General features: G+C 43.9%; 22 protein-coding genes and 1 riboswitch. Of the genes, 4 read left to right on the forward strand and 18 right to left on the reverse strand.

Features of this window, described 5'->3' with window-relative positions; genetic code table 11:
• Positions 1-271: 271 nt before the first annotated feature.
• Positions 272-1,894, reverse strand: coding sequence for a chaperonin GroEL (gene groL, locus NF418_RS08515; RefSeq protein ID WP_256779227.1), 1,623 nt, complete (start codon positions 1,892-1,894; stop codon positions 272-274).
• A gap of 11 nt (positions 1,895-1,905) precedes the next feature.
• Positions 1,906-2,187: a co-chaperone GroES gene (gene groES / locus NF418_RS08520; RefSeq protein ID WP_256779228.1), complete on the reverse strand. Its 282-nt coding sequence runs from the start codon at positions 2,185-2,187 to the stop codon at positions 1,906-1,908.
• 198 nt (positions 2,188-2,385) lie between these two features.
• Here groES and NF418_RS08525 point away from each other — a divergent pair, with 198 nt between their 5' ends.
• Entirely contained in the window at positions 2,386-2,631 is a 246-nt protein-coding gene (locus tag NF418_RS08525; RefSeq protein ID WP_256779229.1) for a hypothetical protein, read from the forward strand.
• A gap of 117 nt (positions 2,632-2,748) precedes the next feature.
• Here the strand turns inward: NF418_RS08525 and NF418_RS08530 are convergent, their stop codons facing one another.
• Positions 2,749-3,144, reverse strand: coding sequence for a single-stranded DNA-binding protein (locus NF418_RS08530; protein WP_256779230.1), 396 nt, complete (start codon positions 3,142-3,144; stop codon positions 2,749-2,751).
• A 54-nt stretch (positions 3,145-3,198) separates the two neighbouring features.
• Here NF418_RS08530 and NF418_RS08535 point away from each other — a divergent pair, with 54 nt between their 5' ends.
• Positions 3,199-3,573 (forward strand): hypothetical protein, encoded by a 375-nt coding sequence (locus NF418_RS08535; protein WP_256779231.1) that lies wholly within the window; start codon positions 3,199-3,201, stop codon positions 3,571-3,573.
• A complete protein-coding gene (locus tag NF418_RS08540) occupies positions 3,563-3,979 on the forward strand; it encodes a DUF2785 domain-containing protein (RefSeq protein ID WP_256779232.1) in 417 nt (138 codons plus the stop codon). Before NF418_RS08535 ends, NF418_RS08540 begins: the two co-directional genes overlap by 11 nt.
• 32 nt (positions 3,980-4,011) lie before the next feature.
• On the opposite strand, the gene ytpR is transcribed toward NF418_RS08540, so the two are convergent.
• The 4 genes from ytpR to NF418_RS08560 all read right to left on the reverse strand — a co-directional run bounded on the left by ytpR (position 4,012) and on the right by NF418_RS08560 (position 6,410).
• Complete coding sequence (gene ytpR / locus NF418_RS08545) at positions 4,012-4,635, reverse strand: YtpR family tRNA-binding protein (RefSeq protein ID WP_256779233.1); 624 nt, start codon at positions 4,633-4,635, stop codon at positions 4,012-4,014.
• An 18-nt stretch (positions 4,636-4,653) separates the two neighbouring features.
• Complete coding sequence (locus NF418_RS08550) at positions 4,654-5,610, reverse strand: DUF1002 domain-containing protein (protein ID WP_256779234.1); 957 nt, start codon at positions 5,608-5,610, stop codon at positions 4,654-4,656.
• Positions 5,611-5,808: 198 nt separating this feature from the next.
• Positions 5,809-6,129: a thioredoxin family protein gene (locus tag NF418_RS08555; protein ID WP_099832319.1), complete on the reverse strand. Its 321-nt coding sequence runs from the start codon at positions 6,127-6,129 to the stop codon at positions 5,809-5,811.
• On the reverse strand, positions 6,126-6,410 hold the full coding sequence (locus NF418_RS08560; protein ID WP_256779235.1) for a DUF4651 domain-containing protein: 285 nt from the start codon (positions 6,408-6,410) through the stop codon (positions 6,126-6,128). The genes NF418_RS08555 and NF418_RS08560 overlap by 4 nt, the downstream gene beginning before the upstream one ends.
• A gap of 146 nt (positions 6,411-6,556) precedes the next feature.
• Here NF418_RS08560 and pepA point away from each other — a divergent pair, with 146 nt between their 5' ends.
• Positions 6,557-7,618: a glutamyl aminopeptidase gene (pepA, locus tag NF418_RS08565; protein WP_256779236.1), complete on the forward strand. Its 1,062-nt coding sequence runs from the start codon at positions 6,557-6,559 to the stop codon at positions 7,616-7,618.
• Positions 7,619-7,662: 44 nt separating this feature from the next.
• On the opposite strand, the gene NF418_RS08570 is transcribed toward pepA, so the two are convergent.
• The 11 genes from NF418_RS08570 to comGA form a co-directional block, all read right to left on the reverse strand.
• A complete protein-coding gene (locus NF418_RS08570; RefSeq protein ID WP_256779238.1) occupies positions 7,663-8,919 on the reverse strand; it encodes a bifunctional folylpolyglutamate synthase/dihydrofolate synthase in 1,257 nt (418 codons plus the stop codon).
• A 55-nt stretch (positions 8,920-8,974) separates the two neighbouring features.
• Positions 8,975-9,526 carry a folate family ECF transporter S component gene (locus NF418_RS08575; protein WP_256779240.1) on the reverse strand — a complete coding sequence of 184 codons (552 nt, stop codon included), beginning with the start codon at positions 9,524-9,526 and terminating at the stop codon, positions 8,975-8,977.
• 43 nt (positions 9,527-9,569) lie between these two features.
• Positions 9,570-9,715, reverse strand: a riboswitch (THF riboswitch).
• Positions 9,716-9,839: 124 nt separating this feature from the next.
• Positions 9,840-11,027, reverse strand: a complete 1,188-nt coding sequence (locus tag NF418_RS08580; RefSeq protein WP_256779242.1) for an acetate kinase — start codon at positions 11,025-11,027, stop codon at positions 9,840-9,842.
• A gap of 49 nt (positions 11,028-11,076) precedes the next feature.
• On the reverse strand, positions 11,077-12,030 hold the full coding sequence (locus tag NF418_RS08585; RefSeq protein ID WP_256779243.1) for a class I SAM-dependent methyltransferase: 954 nt from the start codon (positions 12,028-12,030) through the stop codon (positions 11,077-11,079).
• 56 nt (positions 12,031-12,086) lie between these two features.
• On the reverse strand, positions 12,087-12,617 hold the full coding sequence (gene comGG, locus NF418_RS08590; RefSeq protein WP_256779244.1) for a competence type IV pilus minor pilin ComGG: 531 nt from the start codon (positions 12,615-12,617) through the stop codon (positions 12,087-12,089).
• Complete coding sequence (comGF, locus tag NF418_RS08595) at positions 12,595-13,029, reverse strand: competence type IV pilus minor pilin ComGF (RefSeq protein ID WP_256779247.1); 435 nt, start codon at positions 13,027-13,029, stop codon at positions 12,595-12,597. Before comGF ends, comGG begins: the two co-directional genes overlap by 23 nt.
• Positions 13,016-13,309 (reverse strand): competence type IV pilus minor pilin ComGE, encoded by a 294-nt coding sequence (gene comGE, locus NF418_RS08600; protein WP_256779248.1) that lies wholly within the window; start codon positions 13,307-13,309, stop codon positions 13,016-13,018. The genes comGF and comGE overlap by 14 nt, the downstream gene beginning before the upstream one ends.
• Positions 13,281-13,700 carry a competence type IV pilus minor pilin ComGD gene (gene comGD / locus NF418_RS08605; RefSeq protein ID WP_256779250.1) on the reverse strand — a complete coding sequence of 140 codons (420 nt, stop codon included), beginning with the start codon at positions 13,698-13,700 and terminating at the stop codon, positions 13,281-13,283. The genes comGE and comGD overlap by 29 nt, the downstream gene beginning before the upstream one ends.
• On the reverse strand, positions 13,669-13,965 hold the full coding sequence (gene comGC / locus NF418_RS08610) for a competence type IV pilus major pilin ComGC (RefSeq protein ID WP_256779252.1): 297 nt from the start codon (positions 13,963-13,965) through the stop codon (positions 13,669-13,671). Before comGC ends, comGD begins: the two co-directional genes overlap by 32 nt.
• A 1-nt stretch (position 13,966) precedes the next feature.
• Positions 13,967-15,004, reverse strand: coding sequence for a competence type IV pilus assembly protein ComGB (gene comGB, locus NF418_RS08615; protein WP_256779266.1), 1,038 nt, complete (start codon positions 15,002-15,004; stop codon positions 13,967-13,969).
• Positions 14,916-15,866, reverse strand: coding sequence for a competence type IV pilus ATPase ComGA (gene comGA / locus NF418_RS08620; protein WP_105107916.1), 951 nt, complete (start codon positions 15,864-15,866; stop codon positions 14,916-14,918). Before comGA ends, comGB begins: the two co-directional genes overlap by 89 nt.
• Positions 15,867-15,938: the final 72 nt, after the last annotated feature.

Here is a 15,938-nt window from a genome sequence, read left to right on the forward strand (position 1 = left end):
GGTTTCAGGAACTTTGAAAATTTTAAAAAACGTATTTTGATTGCTTTGAACATAAAGAAAGAGAGAACGAACTTCGTCCTCTCTAGGTGTTAGCTTTTCATCTACCCACTACAGTTGACAAAGAGCCCAAAAAAAGAACTTAGTCTGAGACTAAATTCTGTTGATGTTATGCAGTTTTCTCAAAGTAACTTCTGGAAGGACGGGAACTAGAACTTACTTTGAGAATTTACCGAAAAAACACAGCCTTTCAGCTGTGTCATTCCTATGTTTTCTAATAGCCCATACCCATTCCATCCATACCTTGTGGCATAGCTGGAGCAGCTGGTTCTGGTTTGTTGGCAACAACTGCTTCCGTTGTCAATATCAAGCTGGCTACAGAAGCTGCGTTTTGAAGGGCCGAACGAGTCACCTTAACAGGGTCAATAATTCCAGCCTCAATCATATTCACCCACTCACCTGTTGCAGCATTAAAGCCTGTTCCAAGCTCAGAATTCTTCAATTTATCAATGATAACTGAACCTTCATAGCCTGCGTTATAGGCAATCTGACGTACTGGCTCTTCCAAGGCACGAAGGACAATATTCCGTCCTGTTTCATCATCGCCTGTCAACTCCAATTTCGCTACGCTATCGATTACATTGACAAGGGCTGTACCACCACCGGCAACGATCCCTTCTTCAACTGCGGCACGTGTTGCGTTGAGGGCATCTTCGATACGGAGTTTCATTTCTTTCAACTCAGTCTCAGTAGCGGCACCGACTTTGATAACTGCGACACCACCAGACAATTTTGCCAAACGCTCTTGTAATTTTTCACGGTCAAACTCTGAAGTCGTCACTTCAATCTGTGACTTAATCACTGATACACGGTTGGCAATCGCTTCTGGATTTCCAGCACCTTCAACAATGGTTGTACCATCCTTGTCGACCACCACCTTGGCAGCCTGACCAAGGGCTTCAATGGTCGCATCTTTCAAGTCCAAACCAAGGTCTTCTGTAATGACTGTACCACCTGTCAAGATCGCGATATCTTCCAACATGGCTTTACGACGGTCACCAAATCCTGGCGCCTTAACAGCAACAACGTTGAACGTACCACGAATCTTGTTGAGAACAAGGGTAGGAAGTGCTTCACCATCCACATCGTCAGCAATAATCAAAAGCGGACGGTTGGTCTGAAGAATGCTTTCCAAGAGTGGTAAAATGTCTTGGATATGAGAAATTTTCTTATCGGTAATCAAGATGAATGGATTTTCAAGTTCTGCCACCATCTTTTCATTATCTGTTACCATGTATTGTGACAGATAACCACGGTCAAATTGCATGCCTTCTACCACATCCAGCTCAGTTTCCATACCGCGAGATTCTTCGATAGTGATAACGCCGTCTGTTCCCACGCGCTCCATAGCCTCAGAAATGTACTCACCAACTTTTTCAGAGCGCGAAGACACGGCTGCGACTTGAGCAATTTCAGCTTTATTGGATACAGGACTTGCTTGTGCTTTCAAGGCTTCAACCGCCGTCGCAACCGCGGCTTCAATACCACGACGAATTCCGATTGGGTTGGCACCTGCAGTTACGTTTTTCAAGCCTTCACGAACAATAGCTTGGGTCAATACAGTTGCAGTTGTTGTACCGTCACCGGCGATGTCATTGGTTTTTGATGCCACTTCAGATACCAACTTGGCACCCATATTTTCAAAATGGTCTTCCAACTCAATTTCTTTAGCAATGGTTACACCATCATTTGTAATGAGTGGTGAGCCATAAGCTTTTTCCAAGACAACATTGCGACCTTTTGGACCCAAGGTTACTTTGACTGTATCAGCCAAAATATCAACACCACGGACCATGCTTTCACGTGCATCTGCTGCAAATTTAATTTCTTTTGCCATTTTCCTACCTCTTATTCTACAATTGCCAAAATGTCTGCTTCACGGATGATGTGAACGGTTTGGTCTCCGTCTTTAACTTCCAATCCTGCGTGAGCATCAATCAAAACAGAATCTCCAACTGCCACCGCTGGGGCAACCAAGTCACCATTCAAGGTTCGAATCCCTTGTCCGATCGCTAGGACACTTGCTTCTTTTGTCTTTTCTTGGCTTGCACCTGCTAGGACAAAGCCACCAACTGTTTGTTCTTTTTCTTTAATTTTCACGACGATACGATCGCCCAATGGTTTCAACATGGTATTACCTCCTGGTCTTTTTAGCACTCTATACCTATGAGTGCTAATTCACATTTCCTATTGTATCACTTGGTCAAAAATAGTCAAGAGAATTCTATTTTAATTTTCCTAAAATCCGTCGCAAGACTGAGGAAATAAAAAACTGTTAATTATAGTAAAAACTATGCTATACTATTATTAAAAAGTTAAGGGGTATTCATGAAATTTTTTAGAGATTTAAAAACAGATTACCTCGAAAGTCGATTTTCAGCCTACGAAAGTTTTGCAGAATGGTTTTTAAAACGTAAATTAGGCTTTTGGGGCAAAATCATTTTCGCCTATCTACTCTGGCTAGTCTGGTTACTTCTCTTTTCCCACCCTCATTACATCATCTTTTTCTTTTATGTTGTCATCCTATTGTCACTGATTGTTATGCTAGTAGAATGGTGGAAATATAGAAAATAAGTAGCAAAAAACACCAACTTTCGTCGGTGTTTTAAGGAGATATGAAAAATATTTAGGATTGAATATAGTATAACCTACTTTTCAATATTCTCCATCGGTCTTGGGACCGATATTGCTTTAAAACGGTAATTCCTCCTCTTCCAAAACCAAGTCAGCTAGATCATCGCCAGCATTATTTTCACGCATAGCACGTTGAGCACGACTTTCAAGCAATTGGAATGATTGGCCTAGAATCTCTGTCACATAGTGGTTGCTGCCGTCTTTTTCATATTTTCGCATTCGCAACTCACCGTCAATAGAAATCAGACTACCCTTGCTACCATAGGAGACAAGTGTCTCCGCCAGTTTGCCCCAGAAAATAACATTAAGAAAATCTGCTTCACGCTCACCGTTTTCCGTCTTAAAACGGCGGTTGACTGCGATAGTGACACGGGTCAGATTTTTCCCGTTAGGTGTTTGAGTGAGTTCGGGTTGGGCCGTCAAGCGACCGATTAAAATAACTTTATTATACATTTTATATCCTCCTACTTATTTATTCGTAGAAGGATTAGAAAAGGAACGAAAATTATGAAAGAATTTTTGATGGAAAAGATACAGACCTCCCAACCATATACCAATGCCGAACTGGCTTGGTTGCTGGAAAACATCAGTCATCCTGATCCTGCTATACGCGACGAACTGGTCTATGCTAGTTTTTGCCATATCTTTTTGAAGGGCTTGATTACAAGAGAACAAGCACAGTCGCTACTGCAATTCTCTCAAGAAACCAAGCCATTTTCCCTAGAAGGCTCCACACTAAAGCGAAGTTTTACTTGCTTGCTCTACTGTCTGTTGCTGTCTGTCGATAATGAGCCAGAGTCTATTTATCATGCATTTTTAAGCGCTAACGACCGTGAGCTACTCTTCCAGCAGGCCTTGGATTATTTGGCGATTGAAAAATGACTGGTCTGGTTATGATGAAAAACTGGGCTGGATCCACACAGCTGCCCACGGAGCAGATTTTCTTCTGGCCACAAGCTGTCATGATCAATTTCCCGCTGAAAAAAGCAAAGAAGTCTGGCAAACTATTGTCACTTGTCTAACTAAACAAAGTAAAGTTTTCTCAGCTGGCGAGGAAATCCGTCTGGCACAAATCCCTGTCTACCTCCTGCTGAATGAAAAAGTAACCAGCCAAGAGTTGACGGAATGGATTAGCAGGCTGGACTTTCAAAATCAAGAACCAGTAGACTACTTCCGGTGGCTCAATCTCCAGCATTTCCTATCCAGTCTCTACTTCCAACTTAGGTCACATCAAGCATCGACCGAAGAAATCGAACAGGCTATTGTAGGAAAAATTGAACCAGCATAAAAGAATTGGCCACCTGACCAATTCTTCTTTTTCTATCCCTTCCAGTGTTTAGCTGGATCAAAGGCATCTCCGACCACTGCGGAGTCGTCTAATTCGATAATACCACGGACTTGCGGTGCGTTTGGCAGAGCCAATTCACGCGGACTGCACATCATACCAAAGCTATCTTCTCCACGTAGTTTCCCTGGGAAAATCAGGCTACCGCTCGGCATCATTGCCCCCGGAAGAGCCACAATGGTTTTCAATCCTTGGGCAGCATTTGGTGCTCCAGCTACGATTTGCACCGTTTTGTCACCGACATTGACCTGGCAAATATTGAGGTGGTCGCTGTCTGGATGAGGAACAAGTTCCACAATCTGACCGACTACGAACTTTGGAGCATTGTCGTTAACCAAGCTTTCAGTAAAACCTTCCTTAGCCAATTCAGCATTCAAGGTTGCAACTTGCTCGTCTGTCATGAAAACCTGACCATTTCCAGTAAGTTCAATCAAGCTAGACACTTCAAAGATATTCCATGCCACTGTCTTTCCTGTCTCTTCTAGAAAAACACGGGCCACCTTGCCCTTGCGTTCAAACTGGACAGCATGTCCCTTGTCCTCCGCAACAATCACCATAAGAACATCGCCGACCTGTTCCTTATTATATGTAAAAATCATTTCTTTTTCATTTCTCCTTTATGCAAATAGACCGGTCAAGCCTTTCCAAAGATTTTCAAAGAAGGCACCGATTTTTTCTAAAATCCCTGAATCTTGTAGATTCTTATAGGCTTCTGAAATTTGTTGCTCCGCCTGTTGCTTGAACTGGTTGAGCTGGGCAGCTACCTCAGCCGAATCAATAGCAGAGGTTTCCTGATAAGCTTTGGCAAATGTGACTAGCTTAGAAATTTCATCTGCTGTGATGACATTTTCCAAACCGTTTTGGGCCAAAACATCATTGATGATGGTATTGATGTCAGCCTCTGAAGCCACCTGGCCATTGGATTGCTTGTAATCCGCAAGAGTTGTCTTGATTTCTGCTACTGCCTTATCCAAAGCAGAGCTGTCAAATTGTTCATCACCAGCATGAGCTGTCGCTACTTCATTAACAGTAGTTAGTTCTTGTTGGGCCACTTCTGTCCGAGCCGGATCAACTGTTTCACCATTAGCTGCGAGAGCCTTGTAAACACCTGTCAGAGCGGACTCTCCCGTCACCTGAATGGGTGCTGCAACGTCAATCAAGACGTCTGTTGCACCGGCAGTAATGGCCGCATTGGCATACTGGGTCTTTGTAATCAAGGTGATATTCTGTGGCGTCTTAATATCCACCACAACCCCTTTTCCTGCATCCTGCTTTTGCACCAAGACAGATGAATAGAGGGAGGCTGTATCCGCTCCAGATGTACCTAAATATTGGTCCATATCCGCGCCAACAACCACCTGACGACTGACATTATTGATATCCGAAATACCAAATAGATTGTTAACCTCTGTCGCCTGTGCATCTGACAAACCGCCACCGTAGACCAGTGTTGGCTTGCCCCATTTTTCATTGATGACATCTGTTTGAATCTCAGCCTGCACCAAGGGAGCGAGACTCAAACTCAATCCCAGCACCACGGGTGCTAGCAGAATTTTTCCAAGTGATTTCTTCATGTTGTATTCCTTTCTTTTGGGAAATGGGAGTGGGAAAGAACTCGACCATCCATAGAAGAGTTCGTTTTCCCACCCCCGCACAGTTGATTAGGTCAGATTTGGAGTGTAAAACACGAACAAATCTGCCAATCAACCACTGCGCTGAGATGTTGACACAAACCCTGAGAAATGGCGCTGGACTTTTTGCCCAGCCTAGATTTACCTACCCAATCCAGCTAAGAAGTTCATGATTTCTTCCTTGGTCTTGCGATTCTTATCGACAAAGCGACCGATTTCCTGACCATTTTCCAAAACAACCAGACTTGGAATGCCTAAAATAGCCCATTCTTGTGCTAAAGGCATAAAATCATCTCGATCCAGTTGCACAAAACGGAAATCTGGAAAAGCCTCTTCGATAGCTGGCAAATGCGGTTTGATATAGTGGCAATCTCCACACCAAGTCGTCACAAATAGAAAAACGGTTGGCTTGCCATCTTCAATCAAGGCAGCCACTTCTTCAAGATTTGTTGGAAAAATCATCTTTCTTCCTCCCTGTATTGAATAGAACCTTGGGCATTTTCAAATAGAAATACCTGTCCTGCCTCCATCACAACCCCTCCGATAAGAGTTGTCTGAGTAGAAGCTATTTCATCCACATAGACCGTGGCAATCTCTCCTAAATCAGCGAAAAAGTCACGCACCTCCTGCAAGGCCTGTGCTTTTTTACGGTCTTCTTGGATTTTACGGTAAAATTGAGCACTAGCGGTGAGCACACCTGCCCCCAATAATCCTGCTAGCAAGGCTGTCTTTTTCTTTTTCATGTTGACTATTTTATCATATTTCCCCGGATTTTTCCCAAAAATGCCATTGGACTTGTGACAGTTGAGAATATCCTTTTGACATAATAGTAGGACAAGTCTAACTGTTCGTGATAAAATAGTAGTAATCATGTCATGGAGGAAGAAGAATGACTCTTTTTGAAAAAATTAAAGAAGTTACAGAATTGCAAAGCTTACCGGGATTTGAAGGACAGGTTCGCAACCACATCCGCCAGAAAATTACGCCACATGTAGACCGCATTGAAACAGATGGGCTAGGTGGAATTTTTGGCTTCAAGGATACGGCTGTTGAAAATTCTCCTCGTATCCTAGTAGCTGCCCATATGGATGAGGTTGGCTTTATGATTAGCCAAATCAAGCCAGACGGTACTTTCCGTGTTGTCGAGCTAGGTGGCTGGAATCCTCTGGTTGTTTCTAGCCAAGCCTTCACTCTTCAGTTGCAGGACGGCCGTACCATTCCAGCCATCTCAGGTTCAGTACCACCTCACCTTTCACGGGGGGCTAACGCTCCTGGCATGCCTGCCATTGCTGATATTATTTTCGATGCTGGTTTTGCCAATTATGACGAAGCTTGGGCGTTCGGCGTTCGTCCGGGGGATGTCCTCGTTCCCAAAAATGAAACAATTCTAACAGCCAACGGAAAAAATATTATTTCTAAGGCTTGGGATAACCGCTTCGGCGTCCTTATGGTAACTGAATTACTGGAAAACCTATCCGGTCAAGCATTGCCAAATCAGTTGATTGCTGGGGCCAATGTGCAAGAAGAGGTTGGTCTACGTGGCGCTCATGCCTCTACAACCAAGTTCAATCCAGACATTTTCCTCGCTGTTGATTGCTCGCCAGCTGGAGATATTTACGGCGACCAAGGAAAAATCGGGGATGGTACCCTACTTCGTTTCTATGACCCAGGTCATATCATGTTAAAAAACATGAAAGACTTCCTCCTCACAACTGCCGAAGAAGCAGGTGTCAAATTCCAATACTACTGTGGTAAAGGTGGAACAGATGCCGGTGCAGCCCACTTGAAAAACCATGGTGTGCCATCAACGACAATCGGTGTCTGCGCTCGCTACATCCATTCACATCAAACTCTCTACAGCATGGATGACTTCTTAGAGGCCCAAGCCTTCTTGCAGGCTATTGTTAAAAAACTAGACCGCTCAACGGTTGATTTGATTAAAAACTATTAAAACAAAAGACTTTGCTGGGTTGAATGCCCGGCAAAGCCTTTTTTCTATACAAGTTCTTCTAAAATGTACTTCCTCACATAGGTAATGAAATATAGCGAGCCTGTAATCAGGTAGAGTTTTTTGGGATTGTCCAAATCCGCCCGCTCCAACCACTCTTGATAGGTCTGAACTCGTTCATAACCTGACGGATAATCTTCTAACTGTACCGCTCTGAAATCGTCAAAAGTCGTAACGCTAACAGGTCCAAATTGGCTAAGCTGGGACAACATCTGGTCCACAGGCTTGGTATTGATGGCTGCAAAGAGAATTTCAATATCTCTGTCAACATACTTTTCTTCCAAGAGCTGGGTCAGGACAGCGATACTTTCATTATTGTGGGCACCGTCAATCATGAGATTAGGTCTAATCAACTCTAAGCGGCCCGGCCAGATGGCTTGGGACAAGCCCTGGCTGATGGTTTCATTGGTAATCTTTGGAAAAGCAGGGCTGATGAGCTGAGCTGTTGTCACTGCCAAGGCTGCGTTGACCTCCTGGTGACGGCCCTGCATCTGTAGCCTCAAATCCTCAACTCGGCCGAGAGGGCTTGAAACTGCAAAGCCTGCTCTGCTATTTTCCAAAAGAATCTCCCGCCCTACCGCATAGGTCGGACTCTGAAGCTGACTGGCGTGATCCTCAAATACTGCCACCACTTCTGGCTGGTCGGTCGCATAGAGGAGGGGAACCCGCTCACGCAAGACAGCAACCTTGTGACGGGCTATGGCTGCATGAGTCTCTCCCAAAAAAGCCTGATGATCCAAGCCGATGGAGGGACAAACCACCGCCAAGGGAGCAAGAACGTTAGTAGCATCCTGCAAACCGCCCATGCCCGCCTCCACCAAGAGAATATCGGGGCGTTGGTAGTGGGCGAAATAGACGAACATGGCCACAACGACAATTTCAAACTCCGATATAGCATCCAGTCCAGCCGTCTGGTCCAAGTCCTCAATCAAGGGTTGCAAGTCTGTCACAATCCTCGCAAAATCCTCCTCTGAAATCATCTCTTGCTCAAAGACAATCTGCTCTCGAAAATCAATGATAGACGGTGAAGTAAAGCGACCAACTCTGTAGCCCGAAGACTGCAAGATAGACTGTAAGGCGTTGAGGGTCGAGCCCTTGCCATTTGTACCAACAAAGTGAATAGTCGGCACTTGAAGCTGGGGATTGTCCAAGCGTTCCAAGAGCCAGCTGACACGTGCAACGCCATTTTCTAAATCTGATGCAGGACGACTAGATAGCCACCGGCGAGTTTCTTGATAATTCATGATTCCCTCTCTACAAAAGCAGCAACAGGGGGATGACCTGTTGCTTGATACTGTTTTATTTAATGCCCATTAACTTGGCCAATTCAGGTATTTTTTGTAAACTTGGCAAGACAAGCATGGTCACGACAATGCGTAATGGAATTTCAAAAATAGCTTTTATGAAACGACTGCTATACAGGGCAATCCAAGGTGTTCCAAAATGGAAATGGAGGGCAATCGGTGTCATGATAAAGGAAATTACAACCTGAATCAAGACAACAACCCCTGCAACATAGAGCCAATCAGCCTTGTTCTTGGTGTCTAGCGGTTTTCGATAGAAGAACCAGCCATAGATAAAAGCCGATACCGCCTCAATCAATATAAAACTAAAAAGCATGCTCTGTCCACTAAACAAGACAAAGACTGGGTCTGAAATCGCCGCAAATACAGCAGCCCAAACAGGACCGGCAATAGCTCCCAAAATAGTATTGGGAATGAAGGTAAACTGGACCTGCAAGGTATCTGAAAGACGAATAGAGAAATAGTTCTCCACAATCATGACCAAGGCAAGGGTCACAGCAATAGCAGCCAACAGCTGCACCGTTAATTTTGGAATTTTCTTTTCCATAAAAATGCTCCTTTTTCAAAAAATGGAGCTGTCGTGTGTATTCGACAGCGGATGCAATGGTTTACCGCACTACTCTCAGCCTGGCCCCAATGTTTCTACTCTAGGAGACATTAGATACAAGTAAAGATCAGCTTCGTTATGTGGCAACATCCCATCCACATACACTTAACGCAAACCACCTACTCTGTGCAAATTTCTTTGCTAGTCTATTTTACCATACCAAGGTCAGTTTGACCAATTGCCAAAATCTATTACTCCTAACAGTTACTGACTATAAGAAAAACTGGCAGGGTTACTGCCAATTTCCTTCTATTTATTTCAAGCGTTCAACTTCACGCGCAATAACCAATTCTTCATCCGTTGGAATAACCAAGACACGAACTTTTGATTCTGGCGTTGAAATGTCACCATAGTTGCCAAATACATTTTTTGCTGGGTCCAACTCAATACCAAACCAAGACAAACCTGCAATGACATCATTTCGCATTGCAGCAGCATTCTCACCCATTCCTGCTGTAAAGATGATGGCGTCAGCACCATTTAAAACCGCAAGATACTGACCGATAAACTTCTTAATACGGTCAATGAAAATATTGTAGGCCAATACTGCATCTGGATTGTGAGATTGGATGCCTGCTTCAATATCGCGCATATCACTTGAAAGACCAGATACACCAAACAAGCCTGACTGTTTATTCAACATGTTAACAACGTCTGCAGCATCTTTCAACTCTTCAACATTTGCAATCAGATAAGGAATGATAGCAGGATCAATATCCCCTGAACGAGTTCCCATCATCGGACCAGCCAGAGGTGTGAAGCCCATTGACGTATCCACAGATTTACCATGATAGTTAGCAGTGATGGATACACCATTTCCAATATGAGCCGTAATTAATTTCAATTCTTCAATTGGACGACCCAAAACTTTTGCTGCCTCATGCGCTACATAGAAGTGGCTTGTCCCATGAGCACCATACTTACGAACTTTATAGTCTGTATAATATTTTTTTGGAATCGGATAGAGATAAGCGTGTTTTGGCATTGTTGTATGGAAAGCAGTGTCAAAAACAGCTACATTCAATACTTCTGGCAATACTTCTTCAAATGCGCGCATCGCCGCCACGTGTGCTGGGTTATGAAGTGGTGCCAAGGCACTCAACTCTTCAATTTGCTCAACCTCTTTTGGTCCAATAACAGCTGATTCTTTGAAAATCTCTCCACCTGCAACAACACGGTGTCCAACACCTGTAATTTCTTCATAAGTTGCAATAATATTGTGTTTGAGCAAATCTTCTAAAAGAATTTTAACCGCAACTGTATGATTAGGAATGTCTAATACTTCGGTATCTTTCTTCCCATCATATTTAACTGTAGAAATAGAATCATTTAAGCCGATACGCTCGATAATACCCGCTGCTAAAACTGTTTCTTCTGGCATTTGATAAAGTTGCCATTTTAAACTAGAACTACCTGCATTAATTGCAATTGTTTTTGACATAATGTTCCCCTTTTAAAGCGTTTTCCTAATCAGTATAACAGATTTTTACTTAAATTGCATTTTCTTGCTTCCAATTTTTGAAATTGACCATGAACTTCTGAATCGCTTCTGGTTCTTGTAAACTCTGCAAGGGATAGACAAATGGTGCCAATTGTCTTGCAGCTTTCTTTTGTAAGACAAAAATTGACTTGGCCATGGCCGATTTTCCAAAAAGACTCGGTGGCAGGGCAATCATGGCAACGATATTAGCTTGCTCCTGTAACCAACCTTTCAACAAATCACTCTGCGGACTGGTCAATAAATCATTCGGAGCCAATAAAATAGCAAAGCCATCCTTTTCCAAATATTTGAGGGACTGTTCCATCAGTAAATGGTGGGCGTAGGTATGTTCTGTCTGGCTAGCCACCTGATAACGACTGGCAATCTGGTCATCTGGATAGTACCCGATTGGCAAATCCGCAAGAATGATTTTGCTTTCCTTCAAAATCTGCGGACGTACCGCATCGCCCTGGGCAAAAGAAATCTCTGCCAGCATAACATCTGCCATGCTGGCTGACAAATCAATCAAGAGATCATCTACTTCAATCCCAAGATAGTCCAAGTCTTTCTGGCTGGCATTTAGGATAGTCTGAGCCAAGTTCCCTGTTCCCGATCCAATCTCCAAGACTGTTACTTTAGGAGTAGATACTAGTTGATCTACCAAGAATGATAATATAAAACCTATGGAATCTGGTGTAAACTGGTGATTGTACTGCATAGGCTCTGTCTGATTGGCCTTGATCAGTAGGAATTGAAAGGCACGACGCCATTCTTCCTTGGTCAAGTGCAAGTCGTGTAAGGTTTGATTGTTGCGGACAATCAAGTCCGTCTCATGCTGACCAGCTACGTAAGCTGCATTTTGCTCAATCATGGCATCATAGATATTGGTTCCCAGCTGGTTTTGAATAGTCTGTACATTTTCTAATAGCAGGTCGTAGGCCTGTTCAATCTTCTCAAAATTCATACTCCTATCTTATCAAATTTTCACAGACTTTGCACCAAAAAGGAGAGTAATTTACACTACTCTCCTCCTAATGATTTGTTGACCGGAAATTGATAGCTGTACTTCCCTCCCTTCCCTAATGCTACGATAATCGTTACTTGCTTATTTTTGACATGATAACTAGCCTGACCCTCTTGAAAAGTGACCGTTCCCTTATCTTCTATTGGTTTGCTTTCCACATTTTGAGTAGACGATGTATCAACTGATTTTGTAGCTGGTTCTGTCCTAGTGATAGTTGTTTCTTGTACCTCCCCTTCTTCCTTATTACTGGTCGTTCCACTACTAGCGACTGTTTCATTTTTCTTCTTTTCGTCTGTTTGATGGGCCTCCTTCTTGGCAATTACTTCACGCTCTCGCAACTCCTCTCCAACCTGGTCCAAGACCATCTGAGCCATGATGTAGGCTGTCGCTTCTTGCTTAGCAACTTGAGCTATTTGACTTTCGGCTTCTTGACGATGGAGATAAAACTGAAGCAAAAGACTAAAAACCGCCAGCATCAAAAGGGCATAGAGCAGGATGCCAGCCTTAACTTTTTTCTTTAAAAGCATAGATAAAGGTCCGCTCCTCTCCGTTTTTAAAGCTAAAGTCGATGCGCACCAGTTGGTTTTCTTGGGAAATGGCTGCGCTATCCACCTGATAGAGCATGGGCTGGTAGCCCTGTCCTCTGTCATTGGTTTTCCGAAAATCATCCGACCGTGACTTGCCAAAGGCTAATGCTTGTCCATCCTTATTGACATAGACCTTGCCATTTTCAACTTTGACCAAGTCCGACTGGTCCCACTCCGACCGCAATTGACTAGAGAAGACCAGCCATTCCTTTTGAACGGTCTGACCTTGGTAATGCGCTTCTTGGACCAACAGTTTTGACAAGCCTTCAAAGACCATAAGACTTCCTGATAGGATGGCTAAGGCTACCAAGCATTCCAAGAGAGTAAAAGCAGGAATTTTACTTTTTAACAACCGATAGAACCTCCTTTCCCTCGTGGAAAACAATCATCTTATCTACTGTTCGTTGAACCTGAACTGTAACACCGTTTAAGGCTAGGTCATCTTGCTCGGTCTGCACGGCCATCTGAGCCAGATTGAGAATCTCCTGTTGTTCCAATTCCCAAGCCTGTCGCCTGCGACCAGCATTCACCGCTGACAAAATCAAGCTGCAAATGGTTACCAGGGTCGCAAGGGCAACCAGACTTTCTAGCAAAATATAAGCCTTATTCTTCTGTTTTCTTATAGCGACCACTCCCTATATATAATTGATACGTGACTATTTTTTGACTAAGCCGAAAACGAATCTTGGCCAAAGACGAATTTCCGCCATTTTCTTCAAGTGTGATGGTCTTCCCTTCCAACACTTCTATATTTCTGGGCACCTCTACAGCCTGATAACCATTTGTAACCTCCTGTCCACCGATAGCAAGGTTCACTTTTTGGTGGGAACTGGCTGCCAACTTCTGACTGTCTTTATAGATAGCCTCAAATTCCCAGAGAAAAATCTCTTCCTGGACAGACTGAAAGACCATTTGTACCGTTCCTGATAAGGAAACAGCTAAAAAACTGACAACAAACAAGGTCAACAGGCTTTCAAACAAGGTAAAAGCCTTATTGGTTTGCTTTAAGTGCTTTGTATTCATTGTAGGATTGTGCTTGTTTTTCAGTAATATAACCTGCCTGTTGCAAGTCTGCCACCGTTGCTTCCTTGTCATGTGCCAGTTCATAAAGCTCCATCTGGCTCTCCACTACCTTAACAACCGCAGCATCCCCTTTCTTCTGGACAGCATCCTTTTGCTGGCTCAAATTTGGCACAAAAAGGAGCAAGAGCAGGCTAATGATCCCCAAAACGACTAACATTTCCACCAAAGTGAAAGCTTTCTTTTTCAATTTCAATAAATTTTTCATTTTACAACTCCATATTTTGATAAATCGGCAGCAACATGGCTGCGTAGATGAGAACGACCATTAAGGCCACAAAGAGAAAGACCAGCGGTTGAATCAGCTGCATGGCTCTATTGACCCGAGAGAAAAAATCCTCCCAACATTCAGCCGCATAAACTGCCAATTCGCTCCCCAACTTGGACTTGACCTGACCATACTCGACAATCAAACTCAGCTCCCGCTTAAAAAAGGCGTAGGTCTTGATGTGTTCGTCAAAACTACGACCATTTGAGAGCGACCGCTCCAGGTCCTGGCCAATCTCCCGAAAGAGCTGCGACTGTTGCTCCTGCATCAAGCCCACAATCTGCGGCAGGTCCAAACCTTGCCCAATCAAACTCCCCCACTCCCTGGCGTAATAGGCCGTCAGGTAGGTTTGGATCAGTTTTCCGAAAAATGGCAGAGCTGCTAAGCGGGAAAAGACTTTGATTTTGTTGGTTTTGCGAAACCAAACCAGACCAGCTAAGACCACCACCAAACTCAGACCAGATAGGGATAAAAAGATAGTCGGTAGATGATTAATTAGCACGGTCGCTGCATTACCTTCCTCCAACTGGGGCAGAAGATAGTTTTTCAAGCCTAGCATAATCAAGAGCAGAAAACCTAGTAAGATAATCGGATAGGTCGCCACCTCAATCAGTTTTTTACGAACCTTGCTGACATTTTCCAGATAGGACTGGATATGGCTCAAACTCAGGCTGGTATTGCCATGAACTTCTGCCAGAGCCACCTGTGTGACCACCGCATCTGAAAAACGCAAATCTGCTAGCAAACTTGAAAAAGGTTTGCCTGCTAACAGCCCATCTGACAAGACCTGGGTGTAGGGATCTGTCAGAAGCTGACTACGTTTGAGAAAATCAACAATCTCCCCCAGATGAAAACCACTAGCAAAAAGATTATTGAAAAGCTCAATGACCTTACGCTGGCGAACCAAGGGCAATTTTTTCTGTTTCTGCCTGCCGAAGACTGATATGTCCTGCTGCAAAAAGGCGATCAATTTGCGCATTCCACTGGTCTGCGGAATGGTTTTGGTAATTTCCCTTTGCAAAATCCACTACACCTCCTCCCCCAATCAAACGTTGATAGGCAATGCCTTGAAGGGCATTATTTAATTCCTCAGGGCTGATGCCTAGTTCTAACATACGGGCATAGACACCTGAAATAGACCTTGCATGAACTGTTGAGAAAACGGTAGCTCCCGTCAGGCTGGCTCGAATGACTGCTCGAGCGGTTTCCGCATCCCGAATTTCACCGATGATGAGCAAGTCTGGTCGATGGCGGAGGGACAGTTTGATCAGATTGTCGTAGGTGGCTCCGATAGCTTCATTGAGCTGGAGTTGCAGCATGTCCTCCTGTTTGATTTCGACAGGATCCTCGATGGTCAAAATCTGCTTGTCTGGGAATTTCAGCCTGGCAAGATGGTACATAAGCGTGGTCTTACCAGAGCCGACTGGACCCGAAAAAAGGTAGAGCCCTCGTCCCTTGATTTCTTCTGCAAGCCGCTCAGCCGCCTCAAACCAGAACTTGAGTTCCTTGTCATTGTCATAGAGCAGGCGGATGACCAGACTTTCCTTGCCACGATAATCGCCGACAGTTGATAAGCGAAGCGAAATCTCTCCGTTCCCATAATCATAGTCACAGGAGCCCTGCTGACTACGGCGTTTTTCACCAACATTTAAACCTGCTAAAAACTTGAAATGGCTGATAATGGCTGTTACTTCCTCCTCAGCCACGTCTTGCACAAACTCCCGTTCATCCATGATGCGATGGTAGACTTGGTAACACTTACCTCGAGGAACCAGATAGATGTCACTGACCCTATCTGCCACCGCCTCTTCAATCATCTTTCTTGCTTTTTCTTGAATCATAAAACCTCCTCACCCTATCTATTCGCAAGGAAATTTGATTTTCCATACTTTTTTGTTAAAATAATAAAAAAG

Source organism: Streptococcus suis, from assembly GCF_024509555.1.
GTDB classification, from domain to species: domain Bacteria; phylum Bacillota; class Bacilli; order Lactobacillales; family Streptococcaceae; genus Streptococcus; species Streptococcus suis_AD.